The 23,189-nt window shown below is 54.6% G+C and carries 13 protein-coding genes and 1 pseudogene; 4 read left to right on the top strand and 10 right to left on the bottom strand.

Translation table 11 applies throughout. From position 1 onward, the window contains the following. The first annotated feature begins 27 nt into the window (after positions 1 to 27). Together nfuA and gntT are read left to right on the top strand one after the other, a co-directional pair. On the top strand, positions 28 to 603 hold the full coding sequence (nfuA, locus tag FDW88_RS11040) for a Fe-S biogenesis protein NfuA (RefSeq protein WP_096759262.1): 576 nt from the start codon (positions 28 to 30) through the stop codon (positions 601 to 603). Between the two features lie 378 nt (positions 604 to 981). Continuing rightward, a complete protein-coding gene (gntT, locus tag FDW88_RS11045; RefSeq protein ID WP_045448464.1) occupies positions 982 to 2,298 on the top strand; it encodes a gluconate transporter in 1,317 nt (438 codons plus the stop codon). A 32-nt stretch (positions 2,299 to 2,330) separates the two neighbouring features. Here the strand turns inward: gntT and malQ are convergent, their stop codons facing one another. Then, positions 2,331 to 4,394, bottom strand: a complete 2,064-nt coding sequence (malQ, locus tag FDW88_RS11050) for a 4-alpha-glucanotransferase (protein ID WP_137362555.1) — start codon at positions 4,392 to 4,394, stop codon at positions 2,331 to 2,333. A gap of 12 nt (positions 4,395 to 4,406) precedes the next feature. Beyond that, complete coding sequence (gene malP, locus FDW88_RS11055) at positions 4,407 to 6,800, bottom strand: maltodextrin phosphorylase (RefSeq protein WP_137362556.1); 2,394 nt, start codon at positions 6,798 to 6,800, stop codon at positions 4,407 to 4,409. Positions 6,801 to 7,432: 632 nt separating this feature from the next. On the opposite strand from malP, the pseudogene malT reads away from it, so the two are divergent. Then, positions 7,433 to 9,387: pseudogene (gene malT, locus FDW88_RS11060) on the top strand (HTH-type transcriptional regulator MalT). A 41-nt stretch (positions 9,388 to 9,428) separates the two neighbouring features. Here the strand turns inward: malT and FDW88_RS11065 are convergent. From FDW88_RS11065 to glpE, 3 genes are all read right to left on the bottom strand, one after another. Beyond that, the gene (locus tag FDW88_RS11065; protein ID WP_096759257.1) at positions 9,429 to 10,187 is read right to left on the bottom strand and encodes a DeoR/GlpR family transcriptional regulator; all 759 of its coding nucleotides are present in this window, start codon (positions 10,185 to 10,187) and stop codon (positions 9,429 to 9,431) included. A 74-nt stretch (positions 10,188 to 10,261) separates the two neighbouring features. After that, on the bottom strand, positions 10,262 to 11,092 hold the full coding sequence (glpG, locus tag FDW88_RS11070; RefSeq protein ID WP_137362557.1) for a rhomboid family intramembrane serine protease GlpG: 831 nt from the start codon (positions 11,090 to 11,092) through the stop codon (positions 10,262 to 10,264). Positions 11,093 to 11,195: 103 nt separating this feature from the next. Continuing rightward, the gene (glpE, locus tag FDW88_RS11075; protein ID WP_096759255.1) at positions 11,196 to 11,522 is read right to left on the bottom strand and encodes a thiosulfate sulfurtransferase GlpE; all 327 of its coding nucleotides are present in this window, start codon (positions 11,520 to 11,522) and stop codon (positions 11,196 to 11,198) included. 191 nt (positions 11,523 to 11,713) lie between these two features. Here glpE and glpD point away from each other — a divergent pair, with 191 nt between their 5' ends. After that, on the top strand, positions 11,714 to 13,222 hold the full coding sequence (gene glpD, locus FDW88_RS11080; protein WP_096759254.1) for a glycerol-3-phosphate dehydrogenase: 1,509 nt from the start codon (positions 11,714 to 11,716) through the stop codon (positions 13,220 to 13,222). 306 nt (positions 13,223 to 13,528) lie between these two features. Here glpD and glgP read toward each other — a convergent pair whose 3' ends face one another. Genes glgP through glgB form a run of 5 tightly spaced genes read right to left on the bottom strand, consistent with a single transcriptional unit; the run spans position 13,529 to position 22,898 of the window. After that, on the bottom strand, positions 13,529 to 15,976 hold the full coding sequence (glgP, locus tag FDW88_RS11085; protein ID WP_115257289.1) for a glycogen phosphorylase: 2,448 nt from the start codon (positions 15,974 to 15,976) through the stop codon (positions 13,529 to 13,531). 19 nt (positions 15,977 to 15,995) lie between these two features. Continuing rightward, complete coding sequence (glgA, locus tag FDW88_RS11090) at positions 15,996 to 17,429, bottom strand: glycogen synthase GlgA (protein ID WP_096759252.1); 1,434 nt, start codon at positions 17,427 to 17,429, stop codon at positions 15,996 to 15,998. Next, positions 17,429 to 18,724 (bottom strand): glucose-1-phosphate adenylyltransferase, encoded by a 1,296-nt coding sequence (glgC, locus tag FDW88_RS11095; RefSeq protein ID WP_137362558.1) that lies wholly within the window; start codon positions 18,722 to 18,724, stop codon positions 17,429 to 17,431. Before glgC ends, glgA begins: the two co-directional genes overlap by 1 nt. Before the next feature lie 17 nt (positions 18,725 to 18,741). Beyond that, entirely contained in the window at positions 18,742 to 20,715 is a 1,974-nt protein-coding gene (gene glgX, locus FDW88_RS11100) for a glycogen debranching protein GlgX (RefSeq protein ID WP_137362559.1), read from the bottom strand. Continuing rightward, a complete protein-coding gene (glgB, locus tag FDW88_RS11105) occupies positions 20,715 to 22,898 on the bottom strand; it encodes a 1,4-alpha-glucan branching enzyme (protein WP_115257285.1) in 2,184 nt (727 codons plus the stop codon). The genes glgX and glgB overlap by 1 nt, the downstream gene beginning before the upstream one ends. Positions 22,899 to 23,189: the final 291 nt, after the last annotated feature.

The raw sequence follows: 23,189 nt of genomic DNA on the forward strand, positions 1-23,189 counted from the left end.
AAAATAGTCAACTATTAGGCCATTACTATGATCCATATTTCCGATGCTGCACAAGCGCACTTTGCCAAACTGTTGGCAAATCAGGAAGAAGGGACACAAATTCGCGTATTTGTGATTAATCCCGGCACGCCTAACGCTGAATGCGGCGTTTCTTATTGCCCGCCGGACGCCGTGGAAGCAACCGACACCGCCATTAAATTTGACCTGCTGACCGCTTACGTTGATGAACTGAGCGCACCGTACCTGGAAGAGGCAGAAATTGATTTTGTTACCGACCAGTTAGGCTCCCAGCTGACCCTGAAAGCACCTAATGCGAAAATGCGTAAAGTGTCTGATGACGCACCGCTGATGGAACGCGTGGAGTACATGCTGCAGTCGCAGATTAACCCACAGCTGGCTGGCCACGGTGGCCGTGTCTCCTTGATGGAAATCACCGACGAAGGCTACGCAATTCTGCAATTCGGTGGCGGTTGTAACGGCTGTTCAATGGTCGATGTCACACTGAAAGAAGGCATCGAGAAGCAGCTGCTGGCTGAATTCCCGGAGCTGAAAGGCGTTCGCGATTTGACCGAACACCAGCGCGGCGAGCACTCTTACTACTAGCTCCCGAACCTGTAGAGTATCCGTAGGCCCGATAAGACGCATCAGCGTCGTCATCGGGCATTGATGCCGGATGGCAGCGTAAACGCGTTATCCGGCCTACACCCCTGCATTTCTCCGCATATGTCCTGCAATAATCCCCCTATAATTTGACCTGCCTCTCATAATTTAAATTTTGCCTGCCCAGGTGATTTTCAATCACTACATGTTACCCGTATCATTATCGCACGCACCTGGAACACTCATAACAGCCAGCTAAACTACGTAGTTTTGAAGGCAATCAGCATTGGTGCCGTAATAACTCTGTTCCCGGTCGGGACAATCAGAATTTGTCATCTAAACACTGACGTTACCCATAACAAAGTAAAGGCCAGGTAAATCATGCCATTAGTCATCGTTGCTATCGGTGTAATCTTGTTACTCCTCCTGATGATCCGTTTCAAAATGAACGGCTTCATCGCTCTCGTCCTGGTGGCGCTTGCTGTCGGATTGATGCAAGGGATGCCACTGGATAAAGTCATCGGTTCAATTAAAGCCGGCGTCGGCGGAACCCTTGGTAGCCTCGCCCTGATTATGGGTTTTGGCGCCATGTTGGGCAAAATGCTGGCAGACTGCGGCGGTGCGCAACGTATTGCCACCACGCTGATTGCTAAATTCGGCAAAAAGCACATCCAGTGGGCCGTGGTATTAACCGGCTTCACCGTGGGCTTTGCGCTGTTCTACGAAGTGGGCTTCGTGCTGATGCTGCCGCTGGTATTCACCATCGCTGCCGCCGCAAACATCCCGCTGCTGTATGTCGGTGTGCCAATGGCCGCTGCGCTGTCTGTGACCCACGGCTTCTTGCCGCCACACCCGGGTCCGACCGCAATTGCCACCATTTTCCACGCCGATATGGGTAAAACCCTGCTGTTTGGTACGATTCTGGCGATCCCGACCGTTATTCTGGCGGGTCCGGTGTATGCGCGTTTCCTGAAGGGCATTGATAAGCCAATTCCGGAAGGTCTGTACAGCGCAAAAACCTTCACTGAAGAAGAAATGCCAGGCTTTGGCGTCAGCGTCTGGACCTCTCTGGTTCCGGTCGTGCTGATGGCAATGCGTGCTATCGCGGAGATGATCCTGCCGAAAGGCCATGCCTTCCTGCCGGTTGCAGAGTTCCTCGGTGACCCGGTCATGGCAACGCTGATTGCCGTTCTGATTGCGATGTTCACCTTTGGTCTGAACCGTGGACGTTCGATGGATCAGATTAACGACACGCTGGTGTCCTCCATCAAGATCATCGCAATGATGCTGCTGATTATCGGCGGTGGCGGTGCGTTCAAACAGGTACTGGTGGATAGCGGCGTCGACAAATACATCGCCTCTATGATGCATGAAACCAACGTCTCTCCGCTGCTGATGGCATGGTCAATTGCCGCTGTACTGCGTATCGCACTGGGTTCTGCTACCGTGGCAGCCATCACCGCAGGTGGGATTGTGGCACCGCTGATTGCAACGACCGGCGTGAGCCCTGAGCTGATGGTTATTGCAGTAGGCTCCGGCTCCGTCATCTTCTCCCACGTGAACGATCCGGGCTTCTGGCTGTTCAAGGAATACTTCAACCTGACCATCGGCGAGACCATCAAGTCATGGTCAATGCTGGAAACCATTATTTCGGTATGCGGTCTGGTAGGATGCCTGCTGCTAAATATGGCTATCTGATGTAAAAAAGCCGGGATTTTCCCGGCTTTTTTTTACTTCTTCTTCGCGGCAGCTTTTCGCCGTTTGTCCAAATCCTTAATCAGCTTGTTCACCCCACCATCGGCAAACATCGCCTCTAGCGTCGTCGTCAGCTTACGCCGCCAGTTTTTGTACTGGTCGCTGGTCCCCGGAATATTGACCGGCTCCGCCATATCCAGCCAGTCCTCCGGCTGCAGGCCCAGTAGGGCGCTGTTGCTGTCGGCGATATAGCGCTGCATACCCCGGTTGAGGATCGGCGTCATCGACATCAACGACGCCTTGTGTCCGGCGCGTTTTGGCAGACAGCCGTATTTGTGCAGCGCATCCAACAGGCCCTGCTTCGCCAGTTCACGGTCCTGATACAACCCGCGCAGCACAACTTCATCCGGGTACAGCCCCAGCGTTTTACCGAGCGTCAGATCACCGCTGTCCCAATAGCCTTTAAGCGTAGGAAGGTCATGCGTCGCCGCGACTGCCATTGATTGTTCCGGGTACGCCTGCGGCGCGCGGAAGTTCTTCTCATGGTCATTCTCAAAATAGAGCACTTTGTAGGAATACACGCCGCTGTCACGCAGCTTGCTGACAATTTCTACCGGTACAGTACCCAAGTCTTCACCAATCACCATACAGTGATGACGTTGACTTTCCAGCGCCAGAATAGAAAGCAGGTCGTCGACCGGGTAATGCACGTAGGCGCCATGATCGGCGGTTTCGCCGTAGGGGATCCACCACAAACGCAGCATCGACATTACATGGTCAATACGCAGCGCCCCGCAGTTCTGCATATTGGCACGCAGCAGCTCGATAAACGGCTCGTAGGCGCGCGCGGTGATGATATGCGGATCCATCGGCGGCAGGCCCCAGTTCTGACCGAGCGGACCAAGAATATCCGGCGGTGCACCAACGGACGCTTTCAGGCAGTACAGCTCACGGTCACACCAGGTTTCCGCCCCACCTTCTGCTACGCCGACCGCCAGATCGCGGTACAACCCGATAGGCATTGCAAAGCCCTGACTGGTTTCCCAACAGGCAGCAAACTGGGTATACGCCAGCCACTGTAGCCAGAGGTAGAAATCCACTTCATCGCGGTGCTCTGCGCAGAATTGTTTCACCGCCGGTGAGTCCACCGTCCGGAAGTTTTCCGGCCACGCAGGCCAACCCCAGCGCGATTCATCTTCTTTCGCCTGATATGCATGCAGCGCGTCGAACGCCGCCTGCCAGTAAAGACTTTCACCTTCCTGAGCCACAAAACGACGGAATGCCGCCATCTGCTCATCATCACGCACAGAGAACCCTTTCCATGCCAGACGTAGCGCGGTCATCTTCAGCGTGGTCACGGTGGTGTAATCCACCCACTCGGCATCGCGGGCCTGTTGCAGGGCTTGCTGCGTGGCAGGCTTCTGCCACCAGCTCTGCGCCGCTTTGCTCAGACGGAAGTCCTCTACCGCATTCACATCAATGTAGATCACGTTCAGCCAACGGCGCGAAGACGGGCTATACGGGCTGGCGCTCTCCGGGTTCGCCGGATACAGCGCGTGGATCGGGTTGAGGCCAATAAACGCCCCGCCGCGTTTAGCCACTTCCGGCAGCATCGCCTTCAGATCGCCAAAATCACCAATCCCCCAATTGTTCTCTGAACGCAGGGTATAAAGCTGGACGCAGGCACCCCACAGCTTTTGCCCGGCCAGTAGCGCCTGCGGCTCATAGCAACGTTTTGGCGCGACGATGATGCGGCAATGGCTGCGCGCTTCGTCCTGAGTCAGGGTGAGCGTGTGATACCCCTCCGGCAACTTCGCCGGAAGGTGAAAAGATTTACCGCCAGTGACATGTCCTTTGTGCTGCACACCGTCTTCGGTGGTCAGCAGCCAGCTAAATTCACCACTCCCTTCAACCGCCAGCGGCATTTTTTTGCCGACGGTATACACCATCACGTTTGGCACCGGAGTCACCGCATGCATGGCGTCAAGCAAACGCCGTTTGGTATCGGCGCCAATAGACTGCGGTTTACCGTGGGCATTAATGTAATTGGGGCTGATCCCCGCCGCCAGCGCGGCATTATCCAGACGTTTGCCTTCCATCGCGGTTCCTTATTAGCGTTTTGCCTGCCAGATACGAGCCTGATAATCGCGGATGGAGCGATCCGAGCTGAACATGCCACAGCGTGCGGTATTCAGGATCGCCGCTCGGGTCCAGGCCTCCTGGTCACGGTACAACACATCAACCTGCTTCTGGGCTTCAACGTAGGCGGCGAAGTCGGCCATCACCAGATACGGGTCACCGCCCTGCTTACCGATGCTGTGCAACATCTGATCAAAGGCGTGTTTATCACCGTTGCTGTATTTGCCGCTTTCCAGCTCTTTCAGTACCGCATCCAGCACTTTGTCTTTCTTGCGCCATTTCACCGGGTCATAGCCTTTCGCCTTCAGCGCCTTCACCTCTTCCACGGTGTGGCCAAAGATAAAGATGTTTTCATCACCCACTTTCTCGGCGATTTCGACGTTAGCCCCGTCCAGCGTGCCCACCGTTAACGCTCCGTTCAGCGCCAGCTTCATGTTGCCGGTACCAGACGCTTCTTTGCCCGCCGTCGAGATCTGCTCAGAGATATCCGCCGCCGGGATCAGCATTTCCGCCGCTGAGACACAGTAATCCGGCAGGAATACCACCTTCAACTTGTCGCCGACGTGCGGATCGTTATTAATGGTTTCCGCCACTTTGTTGATAGCAAAGATGATGTTCTTCGCCAGGTAGTAACCCGGTGCCGCTTTCGCGCCAAACAGGAATACGCGCGGGACGCGATCTGCCTGCGGGTTCTCACGAATTTCTTTGTACAACGCCAGAATATGCAGCAGATTCAGGTGCTGGCGTTTGTACTCATGCAGACGTTTGATCTGAATATCAAAGATGGCGTCGGTGGTTATCTCAATACCGGTACGCGCTTTAATAAACGCCACCAGGCGCTGTTTGTTCGCCAGCTTGATGTCGCGATACTGCTGACGGAACTTAGCGTCGTCGGCGTATTTTTCCAGGTTGATCAACTGGTCAAGATCGTTGGCCCACTCTTTCTTCAGCGATTTATCCAACAACGCAGCAAGTGCCGGGTTGCACTGTTTAATCCAGCGGCGCGGCGTAATACCGTTAGTCACGTTATGGAATTTGTTCGGCCACAGCTGGTGATATTCCGGGAACAAGTCTTTCACGACCAGATCAGAGTGCAGCGCCGCTACGCCGTTAACAGCAAAGCCACTAACCACGCACAGGTTCGCCATGCGTACCTGCTTGTTGTGCACGACTGCCAGCTTCGCCCACACCGCATCGTCGCCAGGCCAGGTTTTATCCACCAACGTCTTAAAGCGGTCGTTAATCTCTTTGATGATTTGCATATGGCGCGGCAGCAGCGCTTTTATCAGTTTCTCATCCCAGCACTCCAGCGCTTCCGGCATCAGCGTATGGTTGGTATACGCGAACGTTTTGCTGGTAATCGCCCACGCGTCGTCCCAGCTCATCTGATGCTCGTCAATCAGCACGCGCAGCAGCTCAGGAATAGCGATGGTCGGGTGGGTGTCGTTCAGCTGAATGACTTCGAAATCAGCCAGTTGATGCAGCTTACGCCCTGCCAGGTGATGGCGGCGCAGAATATCGGCTACCGAACAAGCACACTGGAAGTACTGCTGCATCAGGCGCAGCTTCTTGCCCGCCGTGTGGTTATCGTTCGGGTAGAGCACTTTAGTCAGTTTTTCAGCGTCGATACCTTGCTGCTCTGCACGCAGGAAATCGCCGTCGTTGAATTTGGTCAGGTTAAACGGATGCGCGTGGCTGGCCTGCCACAGACGCAGCGGTTGCGCCACGCCGTTACGATAACCGAGCACCGGCAGATCCCAGGCCTGGCCGGTGATGGTAAACCCGGGCGTCCAGTGACCTTCTTTGCTAACTTTGCCGCCAATACCGACCTGCACATCCAGCGCCTCGTTATGACGGAACCACGGATAGCTTCCGCGATGCCAGTCGTCCGGCGCTTCCATCTGTTGGCCATCAGCAAACGACTGACGGAACAGGCCGTACTGGTAATTCAGGCCGTAGCCCGTCGCGGATTGCCCCACCGTTGCCATTGAGTCGAGGAAGCAGGCCGCCAGGCGTCCCAGCCCACCGTTACCCAGCGCCGGGTCGGTTTCTTCTTCCAGCAGGTCGGTCAGATTGATGTCGTGCGCTTTCAGCTCATCGCTCACTCCCTGATACCAGCCCAGGTTTAGCAGGTTGTTGCCCGTCAGGCGACCGATCAAAAACTCCATCGAAATGTAGTTAACATGGCGCTGGTTTTTAGCGGGTTTCACCGCAGGCTGGGCGCTGAGCAATTCAGCCAACGCCCCACTCACGGCCTGCCACCACTGACGTGACGTCATTTCGTGAGCCGACAGTAAACCAAAGCGCTGCCACTGACGAGTCAGGGCCGCCTGAAAGAGATCTTTGTTGAAGGTTGGCTGTGACATAGAGGTTCCAGATCCTTTAGGTAATAAACAACGTTATCGCTAGTTTGCCAGGCTCAATGTTGACCTTCCTCATCCTGGTGAGGATTAGGGAGGGAGGAGGTGCGGGGATGAGCATAAAAATGTGATCGCCGCCACTTAAAGGAGAGGGTATTGCTCGTCGTTACGCAGAATACCCACATAAAATACCTGCCAATGCGACAGGTTTTTCGCATTAACCAAACGGGACTCAGCAGACAATATCAAATAGCGGGATACGGTTGAGAAAAAATATGTAAACAGAGAAACAGTTTCTAACCTGAAATACATATAGTGATTAAGATATTTCACACGAAAGTTTTAAGTCGATCGCGAATACCCATGACAACACTCCGGACAATACACGAGTCATAAAAAACGAGTGGGTATTTTCGCGACCATCAGAATAACGCCAAACCCAGTCGCCACGGCCTTTGTGGCCCCTAAGAGCAATTATTGCAATAGATGTATAGAATTGTGACATAGTGCAAATTCAGACACACAAAAAACCCGCTTAGCTTGCATAAAATGACTTTCTGGCCGACCTTATAGCTATTAATTACGAAGCGCAAAAAAAAATCATTTTCCCCATTTTCACACAGTGAAGTGACTAACATATGTTGATTCCGTCTAAATTAAGTCGTCCGGTTCGTCTCGACCATACGGTGGTTCGTGAGCGCCTGTTGGCTAAACTTTCCGGCGCGAACAATTTCAGGCTCGCCCTGGTAACAAGTCCTGCTGGTTATGGAAAAACGACACTGGTTTCACAGTGGGCGGCGGGGAAAAATGAACTGGGCTGGTTCTCACTGGATGAGGGTGATAACCAGCAGGAACGCTTTGCCAGCTATTTGATTGCCGCTATTCAACAGGCGACCGGTGGACACTGTACGACCAGTGAAGCCATGGTACAAAAACGCCAGTACGCCAGCCTGACCTCACTGTTTGCTCAGCTCTTCATTGAACTGGCAGAATGGCATCGTCCGCTGTACCTGGTGGTGGATGATTATCACTTAATCTCTAATCCGGCCATCCACGAAGCCATGCGTTTTTTCCTGCGCCACCAACCTGAGAATCTCACGCTGGTGGTGCTGTCACGTAACCTACCGCAGCTGGGTATTGCCAACCTGCGGGTGCGCGATCAGCTATTGGAAATCGGCAGCCAACAGCTGGCCTTCAACCATCAGGAAGCGAAACAGTTCTTCGATCGACGTTTATCCTCCCCCATTGAAGCGGCGGAAAGCAGCCGCATGTGCGATGACGTCGCCGGGTGGGCTACCGCATTACAGCTGATCGCCCTTTCCGCACGCCAGAACAATCATTCCGCGCACCAGTCGGCACGACGCCTGGCCGGGATCAATGCCAGCCATTTATCAGATTATCTGGTCGATGAAGTGCTGGACAGCGTGGATCTCAGTACCCGCCACTTCCTGTTGAAAAGCGCCATATTACGCTCCATGAACGATGCGCTGATTGTCCGGTATTCGCCCAGGGCTTTTTGCAAGCCGCCTGGGAAACCCAGGAAAAAGCCTTCCAGCTGGTGAAAGAGCAGCATCTGGAACAGCTGCCTATGCATGAATTCCTGGTACGCATCCGCGCGCAGCTCCTGTGGGCCTGGGCGCGGCTGGACGAATCCGAAGCGTCTGCCCGCAGCGGCATTGAACTGCTTTCCACCTTTCAGCCGCAGCAGCAGCTACAGTGTCTGGCACTGCTGGTACAGTGTTCGCTGGCGCGAGGCGATCTGGACAATGCCCGCAGCTTGCTCAACCGTCTGGAAAACCTGCTGGGCAACGGACATTATCACAGCGACTGGATCTCCAATGCCGATAAGGTCCGCGTGATTTACTGGCAAATGGTCGGTGACAAAAATTCGGCCGCCAACTGGCTGCGTCATACGCCGAAACCGGAGTTTGCCAACAACCACTTCCTGCAAGGTCAGTGGCGTAACATTGCCCGCGCGCAGATCCTGCTCGGTGAATTTGAACCGGCAGAAATTGTGCTGGAAGAACTCAATGAAAATGCGCGTAACCTGCGCCTGATGAGCGATCTCAACCGCAACCTGTTGTTGCTGAATCAGCTGTACTGGCAGGCTGGACGCAAAAATGATGCACAGCGCGTGTTACTTGATGCACTGCAGTTGGCAAATCGTACCGGGTTTATCAGCCATTTTGTGATTGAAGGCGAAGCGATGGCGCAGCAGTTACGCCAGCTAATCCAGCTTAATACGTTACCGGAACTCGATCAGCATCGCGCCCAGCGCATTCTGCGTGAAATTAACCAACATCACCGCCACAAATTCGCCCACTTTGATGAAGGGTTCGTGGAGCGTCTGCTGACCCATCCCGAAGTCCCGGAGCTTATCCGCACCAGTCCGCTGACCCAGCGCGAATGGCAGGTGTTAGGACTGATTTATTCCGGCTACAGCAACGAGCAAATCGCCGGTGAGCTGGCCGTTGCCGCGACGACCATCAAAACGCACATCCGCAATTTGTACCAAAAACTCGGCGTGGCTCACCGCCAGGACGCGGTACAGCATGCGCAAAAACTGTTGAAGATGATGGGGTACGGGGTGTAATTAGCCCGGAGGCGTTAACGCTTACCGGGCCTGTCGCTGGCTTAGCACAACTCCAGCTGAATATGGTGGTCGGCAATCACCTGCATCACGCCCGCAGGCGGCAGGGTGTCGGTATACACGGCGTCCACCATGCTGATGCTGCCCATATTCACCATTGCATTTCGACCAAACTTCGAATGATCCACCACCAGCATTACATGCCGTGAATTCTCAATAATGGCGCGTTTGGTGCGGACTTCGTGGTAATCAAATTCCAGCAATGAACCATCGCTGTCGATACCGCTGATCCCCAAAATACCGAAATCCAGACGAAACTGTGAAATAAAGTCGAGGGTGGCTTCGCCCATAATGCCGCCATCGCGGCTACGCAGTTCGCCCCCGGCCAGAATAATGCGGAAATCTTCTTTCACCATCAGCGTATTGGCCACGTTGAGGTTGTTGGTCACAATACGCAAGTTGCTATGGTTCAGCAGCGCGTGAGCGACGGCTTCCGGCGTGGTACCAATGTCAATAAACAGCGTGGAGCCGTTCGGGATCTGCGTGGCGACCTTACGGGCAATGCGCTCTTTTTCTGCCGTCTGCGTGGCCTTACGATCATGCCAGGGGGTATTCACCGAGCTGGATGGCAACGCCGCGCCGCCGTGGTGGCGCAAAATCATGTTCTGATCGGCCAGGTCGTTAAGGTCCCGGCGAATCGTTTGTGGGCTGACGGAGAAATGCTCCACCAACTCCTCAGTGCTGACGTATCCCTGTTTTTTTACCAGTTCAATGATCGCGTCATGTCGTTGTGTTTGTTTCATTATTGTTCCCTGGAATTTTGCCGGATGGCGCTAGCGCTTATCCGGCCTACAGTTTGCTATCACAACACTCTCATTCAAGTTCGTTTTCGCACATTGAGCGTGTCTGCCAATGCCATAGCCAGACCAACGGCCAGGCCAGCCATATGTGCGCCGTTCGCCATCGACATACCAAACAGATCGAACCAACCGGCAACAATCCAAATCAAGGCAAAGAGAATCAAACCACGCTGCAGGAAAATACCGCTTTGCGGATCGCGTTCGCCGCGTAGCCACACATAGCCCATCAACGCATACACCACGCCAGACAACCCACCAAACCACGGGCCGCTGAATTTCTGCTGCACATAGCCGCTCAGCAGGGCGCTGATGACGGTAATAACGATCAGTTTTCCGCTGCCCAACCGCTTTTCTACCGCCCCGCCGAGATACCACCACCACAGCAGGTTGAAGAGGATGTGCATCAGCGAGAAGTGCATAAAAGCGTGGGTGAAATAACGCCAGAATTCAAATTTCAGCGAGGGATCGAACGGCCACGCTAACCACAGCATCACCGTTTGATCGCCCACCACATTCATGGCGATAAACACCAGCACACACGCGGCCATCACCACCCAGGTGACCGGTCCGGCGCGTTCGCGCAGCGTGGCAAGAAACGGAAAACGTTGATAGTGCAGGCCACTGTCGGTTTGGCCGGACTGCCAACTGGCCGCCAGGTAACGCGGGTCGCCTGGGTTTTCCAGAAAACGCGCCAGCTCAGCGCGCACGCGTTCAGCCTGGGACTCATCCGCCAGCCAGACATCCGTTTGACTATGTTGCTGAATCGTCAGGATAACGCCCTGTGTCGCCATATAATCAACAAAGGCCTGCGCCACGCGGGGGTTAGCAAAAGAGGTAATCATCAACATCGTTGCTGTCGCTTCATCCACACAAAAGAGGACAGTATATCGACACTACCCGTTTCAGGCTGCATCTTTGTTATATCCGTCATACTTCACTGTAGCGTCGGGCTTACGCACCAAACGTCACTTCCGCAGGAAAATGTCGATGCCAGGCATCGAATCCACCGTCGATGCTGTACACCGCATCGTACCCCTGCTGAAGCAGATATTGTGCCGCACCTTTACTGCTGTTGCCGTGGTAACACATCACCAGCACAACGGTATCAAAATCATGGTCACGCATAAAGGAACCCAGCGTGTCGTTAGTCAGGTGAAACGCCTGTGGCGCATGGCCCATGGCATAGCTTTGCGGATCGCGGATATCCACCAGCACCGCCGTTCCGTGCAGCAGCTTCTGATGGGCTTCTTCGACATTGATACATTCAAACTGATCCATGATGTTCTCTTATTATTTCTATGCAGGTAACCAATATTACCTGGCAGTGTACGTCGCCTGCACAGGTAAACGCCATAATGTTATATGTATCACTGTAAATTGTTTATCCGATGTTACCAATGGCGCGATTCTTTGCTATTATGCTCGATAACGAACATTAATGAGCTATAACGAAAGTGCGAGAGGCCAGCATGGAAACCAAAGATCTGATTGTGATAGGTGGAGGCATCAACGGTGCCGGTATCGCGGCAGATGCCGCTGGACGCGGTTTATCCGTGCTGATGCTGGAAGCGCAGGATTTAGCCTGTGCAACCTCCTCCGCCAGCTCCAAACTCATCCACGGTGGCCTGCGCTACCTGGAACACTACGAATTTCGTCTGGTCAGCGAAGCGCTGGCTGAACGTGAAGTCCTGTTGAAGATGGCACCGCATATCGCCTTCCCGATGCGCTTTCGTCTGCCCCATCGCCCACACCTGCGTCCGGCCTGGATGATCCGTATTGGTCTGTTTATGTACGATCATCTGGGCAAACGCACCAGTTTACCGAGTTCCACTGGTTTGCGTTTTGGCGCAGATTCTGTGATGAAACCCGAGATCGTGCGCGGTTTCGAATATTCTGACTGTTGGGTAGACGATGCACGACTGGTTTTGGCAAATGCCCAAATGGTTGTGCGTAAAGGCGGGGAAGTATTAACCCGTACTCGCGCCACCTCCGCTCGTCGTGAAAACGGTCTGTGGATTGTCGAAGCGGAAGATATCGATACCGGCAAGAAACACACCTGGCAGGCTCGCGGCCTGGTTAACGCCACCGGTCCGTGGGTGAAAGAGTTCTTCGACGACGGTATGCACCTGCCTTCACCTTACGGTATCCGCCTGATTAAAGGCAGCCACATTGTGGTGCCGCGCGTACACACCCAGAAACAGGCTTACATCCTGCAAAACGAAGATAAACGTATTGTGTTTGTCATTCCGTGGATGGATGAGTTCTCAATTATCGGCACCACCGACGTCGAATACAAAGGCGATCCTAAAGCAGTGAAAATTGACGACAGCGAAATCAATTATCTGCTGCAGGTCTACAACGCACACTTTAAGAAACAGCTGGGCCGCGAGGATATCGTCTGGACCTACTCGGGCGTACGCCCGCTGTGCGATGACGAGTCCGACTCGCCGCAGGCTATTACCCGCGATTATACGCTGGATATCCACGACGAAAACGGCAAAGCGCCGCTGCTGTCAGTCTTCGGCGGCAAGTTAACTACCTACCGTAAGCTGGCCGAGCACGCGATGGAAAAACTGTCGTCGTACTATCAGGGCATCGGTCCGGCATGGACCAAAGAGTGCATCCTGCCTGGCGGTGACATCGGCGGCGATCGCGAAGATTACGCGGCAAAACTGCGCCGTCGCTATCCGTTCCTGACCGAATCACTGGCGCGCCACTATTCGCGCACCTACGGCAGCAACACCGAATGGATCATCGGCGAAGCGACCTCGCTTGCTGAGTTAGGCGAAGACTTCGGGCACGAGTTCTATGAGGCAGAGCTGAAGTATCTGGTCGATCACGAATGGGTACGCCGCGCCGACGATGCGCTGTGGCGCCGCACGAAAGAAGGCATGTGGCTGAACGCTGAGCAGCAGGCACGCATGACCCAGTGGCTGGCGGAGTATGTTGAAAAACACCAGCTGTCGCTGGCGTCCTGATAAAAATGCCGGATGGTGGCTGACGCCTTATCCGGCCGACAAGAGTGCATTAACGTAGGCCGGGCAAGCGAAGCGCCCCCGGCAACGAGCGCCCTGTAGGCCCGGTAAGCGTCAACACCACCGGGCATTTTTCCGGATGGCGGCTAACGCCTTATCCGGCCGACAAGAGTGCATTAACGTAGGCCGGGCAAGCGAAGCGCCCCCGGCAACGAGCGCCCTGTAGGCCCGGTAAGCGTCAACACCACCGGGCATTTTTCCGGATGGCGGCTAACGCCTTATCCGGCCTACAGGTAGCCCTATCTCTTGTTACAACCGCACCGAATCAATATGCCAGATGTTCTCGGCGTACTCTTTGATGGTTCTGTCCGATGAGAAGTAGCCCATGTTGGCGATGTTAATCATTGCCTTGGTGGTCCACTGCTCCGGCTCGCGGTACAGTTCATCAACCTTGTCCTGACAATCGACATAGCTACGATAATCCGCCAGCACCTGATAGTGGTCACCGAAGTTGATCAGCGAATCCACCAGGTCGCGATAGCGTCCCGGCTCTTCAGGACTGAAGACCCCGCTGCCAATTTGCGTCAGCACCTGATGCAGTTCCTCATCTTTCTCGTAATACTCGCGCGGCTTGTAACCTTTGCTACGCAAGGCCTCCACCTCTTCTGCGGTATTCCCGAAGATAAAGATATTCTCCGCACCCACATGCTCCAGCATCTCGACGTTGGCTCCGTCCAGCGTACCGATGGTCAACGCACCGTTCAGCGCAAATTTCATGTTACTGGTCCCGGAGGCTTCGGTCCCGGCCAGTGAAATCTGCTCAGACAGGTCGGCGGCAGGAATGATCACCTGCGCCAGACTGACGCTGTAGTTCGGGATGAACACCACCTTCAGCTTGTCGCCAATCTGCGGATCGTTGTTGATCACTTTTGCCACATCATTGATCAAATGGATGATGTGCTTCGCCATGTAATAGGCCGACGCGGCCTTACCGGCGAAGATATTCACGCGCGGCACCCACTCGGCGTCAGGATCGGCCTTGATGCGGTTGTAGCGGGTGATCACATGCAGCACGTTCATCAGCTGGCGTTTGTACTCATGAATACGCTTGATCTGCACGTCAAACAGCGATTTCGGATTCACCACCACGTTAAGCTGCTGGGCGATAAGCGTCGCCAGACGCTTTTTATTCTCCAGCTTCGCACGGCGTATGGCCTGGTTCACCAGAGGGTAATCACAATGCTGTTCCAGCTCGCTGAGTTGGCTGAGATCGGTTCGCCAGGTACGGCCAATGTTCTCATCCAGTACCTCAGAAAGCGGCGGGTTGGCCAGCGCCAGCCAGCGGCGCGGCGTCACGCCGTTGGTGACGTTGCAAAAACGCGTCGGGAAGATTTTCGCAAAATCAGCAAACAGCGACTGCACCATCAGGTTGGAGTGCAGCTCAGACACGCCGTTTACTTTATGGCTGACCACCACCGCCAGCCACGCCATACGCACGCGGCGGCCGTTGGACTCATCAATGATCGAGGTACGTCCCAGCAGGCCGGTATCGTTCGGATACTGCTCCTGCAACGTCTTCAGGAAGTAGTCGTTAATCTCAAAGATGATTTGCAGATGGCGCGGCAGGATCTTGCCCAGCATATCCACCGGCCAGGTTTCCAGTGCTTCGCTCATCAGCGTGTGGTTGGTGTACGAGAACACCTGGCAGCAGACCTCAAACGCATCGTCCCAGCTAAACTTGTGCTCATCAATCAGCAGGCGCATCAGCTCAGGGATCGACAACACCGGGTGGGTATCGTTGAGGTGAATGGCGATTTTATCCGCCAGGTTGTCGTAGGTTTTGTGCAGCTGATAATGGCGGCTCAAAATATCCTGGATCGTCGAGGAGACCAGGAAGTACTCCTGGCGCAGACGCAGCTCGCGCCCGGAATAGGTGGAGTCATCCGGATACAGTACGCGGGAGACGTTCTCAGAGTGGTTTTTATCTTCCACCGCCGCAAAGTAGTCGCCCTGGTTAAATTTACCGAGGTTGATTGCGCTACTGGCCTGAGCGTTCCACAGGCGCAGCGTATTGGTCGCGTCAGTGTCGTAGCCCGGGATAATCTGGTCGTATGCTACCGCGAGGATCTCTTCGGTCTCGACCCAGCGCATCTTCTTGCCTTCCATCTGAACACGGCCACCAAAGCGCACTTTGTAGCGCGTATTGTGGCGTTTGAACTCCCACGGGTTACCGTATTCCAGCCAGTAGTCCGGCGACTCTTTCTGTCGGCCATCAACAATATTCTGCTTGAACATGCCGTAGTCGTAGCGAATACCGTAGCCGCGGCCCGGCAGGCCTAACGTCGCCAGCGAGTCGAGGAAGCAGGCTGCCAGACGCCCGAGGCCGCCGTTACCGAGGCCGGGGTCATTTTCTTCGTCGATCAGATCTTCGAGATCCAACCCCATGCCTTCCAGCGCATTTTTGACATCGTCATAAATTCCCAACGATAACAGTGCATTGGAAAGCGTGCGGCCAATCAGAAACTCCATTGACAGGTAATAGACCTGGCGAGTTTCCTGAGATAATTGCGCACGATTAGAACGCAGCCAGCGCTCCACGAGGCGATCGCGCACCGCGAACAACGTGGCGTTCAGCCACTCATGTTTGTTGGCAATAACCGGATCTTTGCCAATCGTGAACATCAGCTTGTAGGCGATAGAATGCTTAAGAGCCTCTACGCTGAGTGTGGGCGATGCATAACTAAATGGAGCATTCATATAGGTGATTCCTGGATATCTATTTCAAGCGATAGTAAAGCTCACGGTAGGATTTCGCCGCGACTTGCCAGCTAAAATCCATGGCCATTGCCTGACGTTGTACAAACCGCCAGAGCGAAGGGCGCGACCACAACACGAAAGCACGCCGGATTGCCCGCAACAGCGACCAGGCATTACTATCTTCAAATACAAACCCACTGGCGATACCGTCCGCCAGGTTTTCCAGCGAACTGTCGGACACCGTATCAGCCAGCCCACCGGTACGCCGCACCAGCGGTAGCGTACCGTACTTCAGTCCATACAATTGTGTTAAGCCACACGGCTCAAAGCGACTGGGCACCAGAATAACGTCAGCCCCACCCATAATGCGGTGCGAGAAGGCCTCATGATAGCCAATCTGTACACCCACTTGGCCCGGATGCTCTGCCGCTGCCGCAAGGAAACCTTCTTGCAACACCGGATCGCCCGCACCAAGTAACGCTAACTGTCCGCCCTGCTCCAGTAAACCGGGCAGCGCTTCCAGCACCAGATCCAGCCCTTTCTGGCTGGTCAGGCGGCTCACGACTGCAAAAAGCGGCACTTTGTCGTTAACCTTAAGCCCCATCGCAATCTGTAGCTGACGCTTGTTCTCGGCTTTGTCTTCCAGCGAGTCACGCGTGTAACGCGATGCCAGCAGCAGGTCCGTTTCCGGACTCCAGATATTTTCATCAACGCCGTTCAGCACGCCGGAAAGACGTCCTTCACGATGACGCTGCTGCAACAATCCCTCCATTCCATAGGCAAATTGCGCCTCGGTGATTTCCCGCGCGTAGGTCGGGCTAACCGCCGTAATATGGTCGGCGTAGTACAACCCCGCCTTCAGGAAAGAAATCTGCCCGTTGAACTCCAGTCCATGCACATTAAAGAATGACCATGGCAATTGGATGTCATCCATATGCTTTGCATAAAACATGCCTTGATAGGCCAGGTTGTGTACGGTGAACACCGATTTCGCCGGGTGGCCGCGTGCCGCCAGATACGCCGGGGCCAGACCTGCATGCCAGTCGTGCGCATGCACCACATCCGGGCGCCAGAATGGATCAAGCCCGCAGGCCATTTCGCATCCCACCCAGCCGAGCAGCGCAAAGCGCAGGACGTTATCAGAGTAAGCAAACAGGTTAGTATCGTGATACGGGCTGCCGGGACGGTCGTAGAGGTGCGGCGCGTCAATCAGGTAAATACCGACGCCGTTGTAATGGCCGAACAGCAGCGTGATACGTCCGGCAAAGGTATCGCGCCGCGTCACGACCTGCGCATCAGGAATGCCGCGACGGATATCCGGAAACGCCGGGAGCACGACGCGGGCATCCACGCCATCGGCAATTTGCGCGGCCGGCAACGCGCCAAGAACATCTGCCAGTCCCCCGGTTTTTAACAGGGGGAACATCTCTGAACATACGTGTAAAACCTGCATTATCGCTCCTGTTTGATCTGCAGTTTGCGCAGCATTTCACGCGTGACCAGCACAATACCTTCCTCTGAACGATAGAAACGACGTGCATCTTCTTCCGCGTTTTCACCAATCACCATGCCTTCAGGGATGACGCAGGCACGGTCAACGATACAGCGGCGTAAGCGGCATGAACGCCCGACCCACACTTCAGGTAACAACACTGCCGAATCAATGTTACAGAAAGAATTCACCCGCACCCGCGGGAACAGAACAGACTGCACCACCACCGAACCGGAAATAATACAGCCGCCAGAGACCAGCGAGTTCAGCGTCATGCCGTGGCTACCGGAGCGGTCCTGCACAAACTTCGCCGGCGGCAGTGATTCCATGTGTGTGCGAATCGGCCAGTCCTGATCGTACATATCCAGTTCCGGGGTAACCGACGCCAGATCGAGGTTAGCCTTCCAGTAGGCTTCCAGCGTCCCAACGTCGCGCCAGTACGGCTCGGATTCCGGGTCTGACTGTACGCAGGATTTAGGGAATGGATGTGCATAAGCCATGCCAGCTGCGGTAATTTTCGGGATGATATCTTTGCCAAAGTCATGGCTGGAGTTTTCATCGAGATCATCTTCTTCAAGTAATTCATACAGATAATCGGCGTTGAAAACATAGATCCCCATACTGGCAAGGGATCGGGTCGGATCGTTTGGCATAGCCGGTGGATTCGCCGGTTTTTCCACGAATTCGATGATTTTTTCGCTGTCGTCGACGTCCATGACGCCAAAGGCGCTGGCTTCCTCAATCGGCACCGGCATACAGGCCACGGTGCAGCGTGCGCCTTTTTCGACGTGGTCGATCAGCATGCGCGAATAGTCTTGTTTGTAGATATGATCGCCCGCGAGGATCACCACATATTCCGCTTTATAGCGTCGAATGATGTCCAGGTTTTGGGTGACCGCATCTGCCGTGCCGCGATACCAATTTTCACCCTGCATTCTTTGCTGGGCAGGCAGCAGATCGACAAACTCGTTCATCTCTTCACTGAAGAACGACCAGCCGCGCTGAATATGCTGCACCAGCGTGTGGGACTGGTACTGGGTGATCACGCCAATACGGCGGATCCCGGAGTTAATGCAGTTGGATAAAGCAAAATCGATAATGCGGAACTTACCGCCAAAGTGCACGGCAGGCTTAGCACGTTTGTTGGTTAAATCTTTCAGGCGGGTACCACGACCACCGGCCAGGATTAGGGCAACAGATTTTAATGGCAGCTGGCGCGCCAACATTACACGATCGTTCTTCTCTAAACTCACCATGACTAACTCCTTTTTTATCATCTTTGGAACACACACAGTCCGTGCGCAGGTCCCTGCCAGACAGCCGTAATAACCGGATTATCCTCTCCGGCAAATGGAGGAACGGCATGCCATTCCCCTTCAGGTAAAACGATATCTGTCACCTCAAGCGTGGCGTTTATCACGATCAGAAAACGGTCTGAGAGCAGGATCTGCATCTGCCTCGGGCCGTTTTGCCACTCATCCGCACTTAAGGGTTGTGCGTATCGGTTCAGCCAACGCACATTGCCGTCGCCCTCTTCCCACCAGCGATCGTCTGTTAAGGCAGGGATCTGCTGGCGAAGATGAATCAACGCGGCGGTGAATGTGGTTAGCCCGCTGTTTGCCTGCTGCCAGTCCAGCCAGGTTAAGGCGTTATCCTGGCAGTAAGCGTTATTGTTACCGTGCTGGCTATGACCATGTTCATCTCCCGCCAGCAACATCGGTGTACCCTGAGAAAGCAGCAACGTCGTCAACAGGGCATGCATGCTGTCGCGTCGCCGTTCAATCAGGTCCAGCGTGCCGCCTAATCCTTCTTTACCATGATTGTCGCTGTAGTTATTGCTAGTGCCGTCGCGATTTTCCTCACCATTCGCTTCATTGTGCTTATTTGTGAAGCACACACAGTCACGCAGCGTAAAACCATCGTGCGCCGTCACCAGATTGACCGATGCGCTGGGTTTGCGACCAGGGTGTTTAAACATGTCGCTGGAAGCCGCAAAACGTCCGGCAAACTCCCCAAGGGGCAGATTACGCTGGAGCCAGAAGCGTCGACTTGCATCGCGGAAATGGTCATTCCACTCAGCAAACGGCGGGGGAAAATTCCCAACCTGATACCCGCCTTCACCGATATCCCACGGCTCCGCAATCAGCTTAACGCCTGAAAGCAGCGGGCAGTTTTGGATTGCGGTAAACAGCGGCGCATCCTGACGAAACGCAGGCGTACGCCCCATGACGGATGCTAAATCAAAACGAAAACCGTCCACATGGCAGGTTTCCACCCAATAGCGCAGGCATTCGCACGCATACTCCACGACACCGGGATGGCTCAGGTTGAGGGTGTTCCCACAGCCGGTCCAGTTGTAGTAATCACCATCGTCCCTGATCCAATAATAGCTACGGTTATCAATTCCGCGCAGGGAGAAGACCGGCCCTTCAAGATCCAGCTCAGCGCTGTGGTTCAAAACGATATCGAGAATGACCTCAATCCCCGCTTTGTGTAGCGCTTTGACGGCATCGCGAAACTCATCCAGCGCGTGTTCAGGTGAGCAGGCATAGGACGGATGCAGTGCAAACATGGCTACCGGGTTGTAGCCCCAGTAGTTCGACAGCCCCAGCCGCTGCAGTCGCGGCTCGCTGGCGAAATGCACCACGGGCAGCAGTTCCAGCGCAGTAATGCCGAGACGCTTGAAATAGTCGATCATCACCGGATGACCGAGCGCTTTGTAAGTGCCACGAATCTGTTGCGGAATGTCCGGGTGCAGATACGTCAGCCCTTTAACATGCGCTTCGTAGATAACGGTATTGCCCCACTGCGTGCGCGGCGGGGCATCGTCTTCCCAGTCATAATGGTCTGACACCACCACGCTTTTCAGGGCAAGCGCCGCGTTATCGTGATGATCCGGTTCGTTCATTCCACCGTGCAGCAGCGGGTTATCTTTTAACTCGCCATCGACCCGGCGCGCGCAGGGGTCAATCAGCAGTTTCGCTGGGTTAAAACGGTGTCCTTGCTGCGGCTGCCACGGACCATGTACGCGATAACCATAGCGCAAACCGGGCCGGGCATCGGCCAGATAGCCGTGCCAGACATCACCGCTACGCCCCGGCAAATCATAGCGATGCTCACAGCCTTGCTCATCGAATATGCACAGTTCAACGCGCTCGCCATGCGCCGAAAAAAGGGTGAAATTAACCCCATGGCCGTCATACGTTGCACCATGGGGGGTGGCATTGCCGGTTGCCAGTTGTGTCATCACCCCTCCCGCATCAGCCAAATCGTGGCCAGAGGCGGCAACGTCAGGCTCAGTGAATGCTGGCGACCGTGGCTGGCAATTTCATCGCTTTGTACTGCGCCGCCGTTGCCGGTATTGCTACCGTGGTAATGCATCGAGTCTGTGTTGAGGATTTCTCGCCATTTGCCCGGTTGATTGATGCCAAAGCGGTAGCCGTGGCGAGGTACCGGCGTAAAGTTGCTGGCAACGATAATTTCATTACCGGCTTTATCACGACGAACAAAAATCAGCACCGACCGTTCGTTGTCATCGACCACCAGCCATTCAAAACCATAGCCGTCAAAGTCGAGTTCATGCAGCGCTTTGTGATGACGATAAGTGTGGTTCAGGTCGCGCACCAGACGCTGTACGCCGTGGTGCCAGTTATCGCCCCCCTCCAGCAGATGCCAGTCGAGGCTGGCGTCGTGGTTCCATTCACGGCCCTGGGCAAACTCATTACCCATAAACAGCAGCTTCTTACCCGGGAAGGCCCACATCCAGCCATAGTAGGCGCGCAGGTTGGCAAACTTCTGCCACGCATCGCCCGGCATGCGGTCGAGGATCGATTTCTTACCGTGCACCACTTCATCGTGTGACAGCGGCAGCACAAAGTTCTCGGTGTAGTTGTACAGCATGCCGAAGGTCAGCTTATCGTGATGGTGCTGGCGATAAACCGGGTCCAGCTTCATGTAGTCCAGCGTGTCGTGCATCCAGCCGAGGTTCCACTTGTACCAGAAACCTAAGCCGCCCATGTCCTGCGGTCTTGATACACCGGCAAAGTCGGTCGACTCTTCCGCCATACTCACCGCGCCCGGTACCTGTTCGCCAAGAATACGGTTGGTATTACGCAAAAATTCGATGGCTTCGAGGTTCTCACGCCCGCCGAATTCGTTCGGGATCCACTCGCCGTCTTTGCGGCTGTAATCGCGGTAAATCATCGACGCCACGGCATCCACGCGCAGCGCGTCAATGCCAAAGCGTTCAATCCAGTACAGGGCGTTACCCACCAGATAATTACTGACTTCACGGCGACCGTAGTTGTAGATCAGCGTGTTCCAGTCCTGGTGATAGCCTTCGCGCGGGTCGCTGTGCTCATACAAGCTGGTACCGTCAAACTGAGCCAGGCCGAAGTCATCTGACGGGAAGTGACCGGGTACCCAGTCGAGGATCACGTTCAGCCCCGCCTGATGCGCGGCATTCACAAAATAGCGGAAGTCATCGCGCGTGCCGAAACGTCGGGTCGGTGCATACATGCCGGTCGGCTGATAGCCCCAACTGCCGTCAAACGGGTGCTCGCTAACCGGCAACAGCTCAATATGGGTAAAGCCCATCCACTTCACATAGGGGATCAGTTGATCCGCCAGTTCGCGATAGCTCAGCCAGAAGTTGTTGTCCGTATGGCGACGCCACGAGCCCAGATGCACTTCGTAGATTGAGATCGGCGCATCAAACTGGTTGGCTTTTTTGCGTTCCTCCGTTTGCACCACTTTTTCGGGCAAACCGCAGATCACCGACGCCGTTTCCGGACGCATTTGCGCTTCAAAGGCATACGGGTCGGCTTTAACACGCAAATGACCGTTGGCATCGATCATCTCGTATTTGTACAGCTGCCCCTGCTGTGCACCGGGGATAAACAGCTCCCAGATTCCGCTCTCTTTGCGCAGGCGCATCGGGTGGCGGCGACCGTCCCAGTAGTTGAACTGCCCTACTACCGAAACGCGTCGTGCGTTCGGTGCCCAGACAGAAAAACGCGTGCCGGTCACGCCGTCCATGGTATCCGCATGTGCGCCCAGCGTTTCGTACGGGCGCAGATGCGTCCCTTCGGACAACAGCCAGGCGTCCATATCCTGAATAAGCGGGCCAAAACGGTAAGGGTCATCGATCAGATTCTGCTGTCCATGCCAGACAACAGCCAGCTGATAGCGAAAGAAATTTTTACGGCGGGGAATTACAGCACAGAAAAAACCGCGAGGGTCGAGGCAATCCAGCTTGCCGACTTTGCGTCCGGTTTTAGGTTCGATCACCCACACTTCGGTGGCGTCAGGTAAAAGAGCACGGACTTCAAGTCCGGCGTCAGTTTGGTGCATACCGAGTACGGAAAAAGGATCCGCAAAATGGCCTGCAATTAGCGCATTAATCACGTCTCTATCGATACGAACGGACATGGTTGTCATCCTGTTTTATGGTGTCACCCCTTCCAACTGATTTTCGACATCAGGTAGTGACACTTTTTTTGACCTGAACGACGCAGCACAATTGTGCATCCTCTCTGCGTCGTCCCACCTTCAGGCAACAACTTAATACCTCCGGTATTAAGTCACTCTTAAAGAATAGCCAATGCTTTATCTTACTCCCGGTAAAAAATGAAACATCTGCGCTTACTCCTGTATTACGCAAAAAAAAGGGCGACTCAGCACCCAATGTTTAAACACGGTCTGTGTCTGCCGGATGGCGAT

This window comes from Citrobacter sp. wls829, from assembly GCF_005280825.1.
GTDB classification, from domain to species: domain Bacteria; phylum Pseudomonadota; class Gammaproteobacteria; order Enterobacterales; family Enterobacteriaceae; genus Citrobacter; species Citrobacter gillenii.

Coding starts and splice junctions, on each gene's coding strand:
- nfuA (WP_096759262.1), top strand. CDS start 28: ATGATCCATATTTCCGATGCTGCACAAGCGCACTTTGCCAAACTGTTG.
- gntT (WP_045448464.1), top strand. CDS start 982: ATGCCATTAGTCATCGTTGCTATCGGTGTAATCTTGTTACTCCTCCTG.
- malQ (WP_137362555.1), bottom strand. CDS start 4,394: ATGGAAGGCAAACGTCTGGATAATGCCGCGCTGGCGGCGGGGATCAGC.
- malP (WP_137362556.1), bottom strand. CDS start 6,800: ATGTCACAGCCAACCTTCAACAAAGATCTCTTTCAGGCGGCCCTGACT.
- FDW88_RS11065 (WP_096759257.1), bottom strand. CDS start 10,187: ATGAAACAAACACAACGACATGACGCGATCATTGAACTGGTAAAAAAA.
- glpG (WP_137362557.1), bottom strand. CDS start 11,092: ATGTTGATGATTACCTCTTTTGCTAACCCCCGCGTGGCGCAGGCCTTT.
- glpE (WP_096759255.1), bottom strand. CDS start 11,522: ATGGATCAGTTTGAATGTATCAATGTCGAAGAAGCCCATCAGAAGCTG.
- glpD (WP_096759254.1), top strand. CDS start 11,714: ATGGAAACCAAAGATCTGATTGTGATAGGTGGAGGCATCAACGGTGCC.
- glgP (WP_115257289.1), bottom strand. CDS start 15,976: ATGAATGCTCCATTTAGTTATGCATCGCCCACACTCAGCGTAGAGGCT.
- glgA (WP_096759252.1), bottom strand. CDS start 17,429: ATGCAGGTTTTACACGTATGTTCAGAGATGTTCCCCCTGTTAAAAACC.
- glgC (WP_137362558.1), bottom strand. CDS start 18,724: ATGGTGAGTTTAGAGAAGAACGATCGTGTAATGTTGGCGCGCCAGCTG.
- glgX (WP_137362559.1), bottom strand. CDS start 20,715: ATGACACAACTGGCAACCGGCAATGCCACCCCCCATGGTGCAACGTAT.
- glgB (WP_115257285.1), bottom strand. CDS start 22,898: ATGTCCGTTCGTATCGATAGAGACGTGATTAATGCGCTAATTGCAGGC.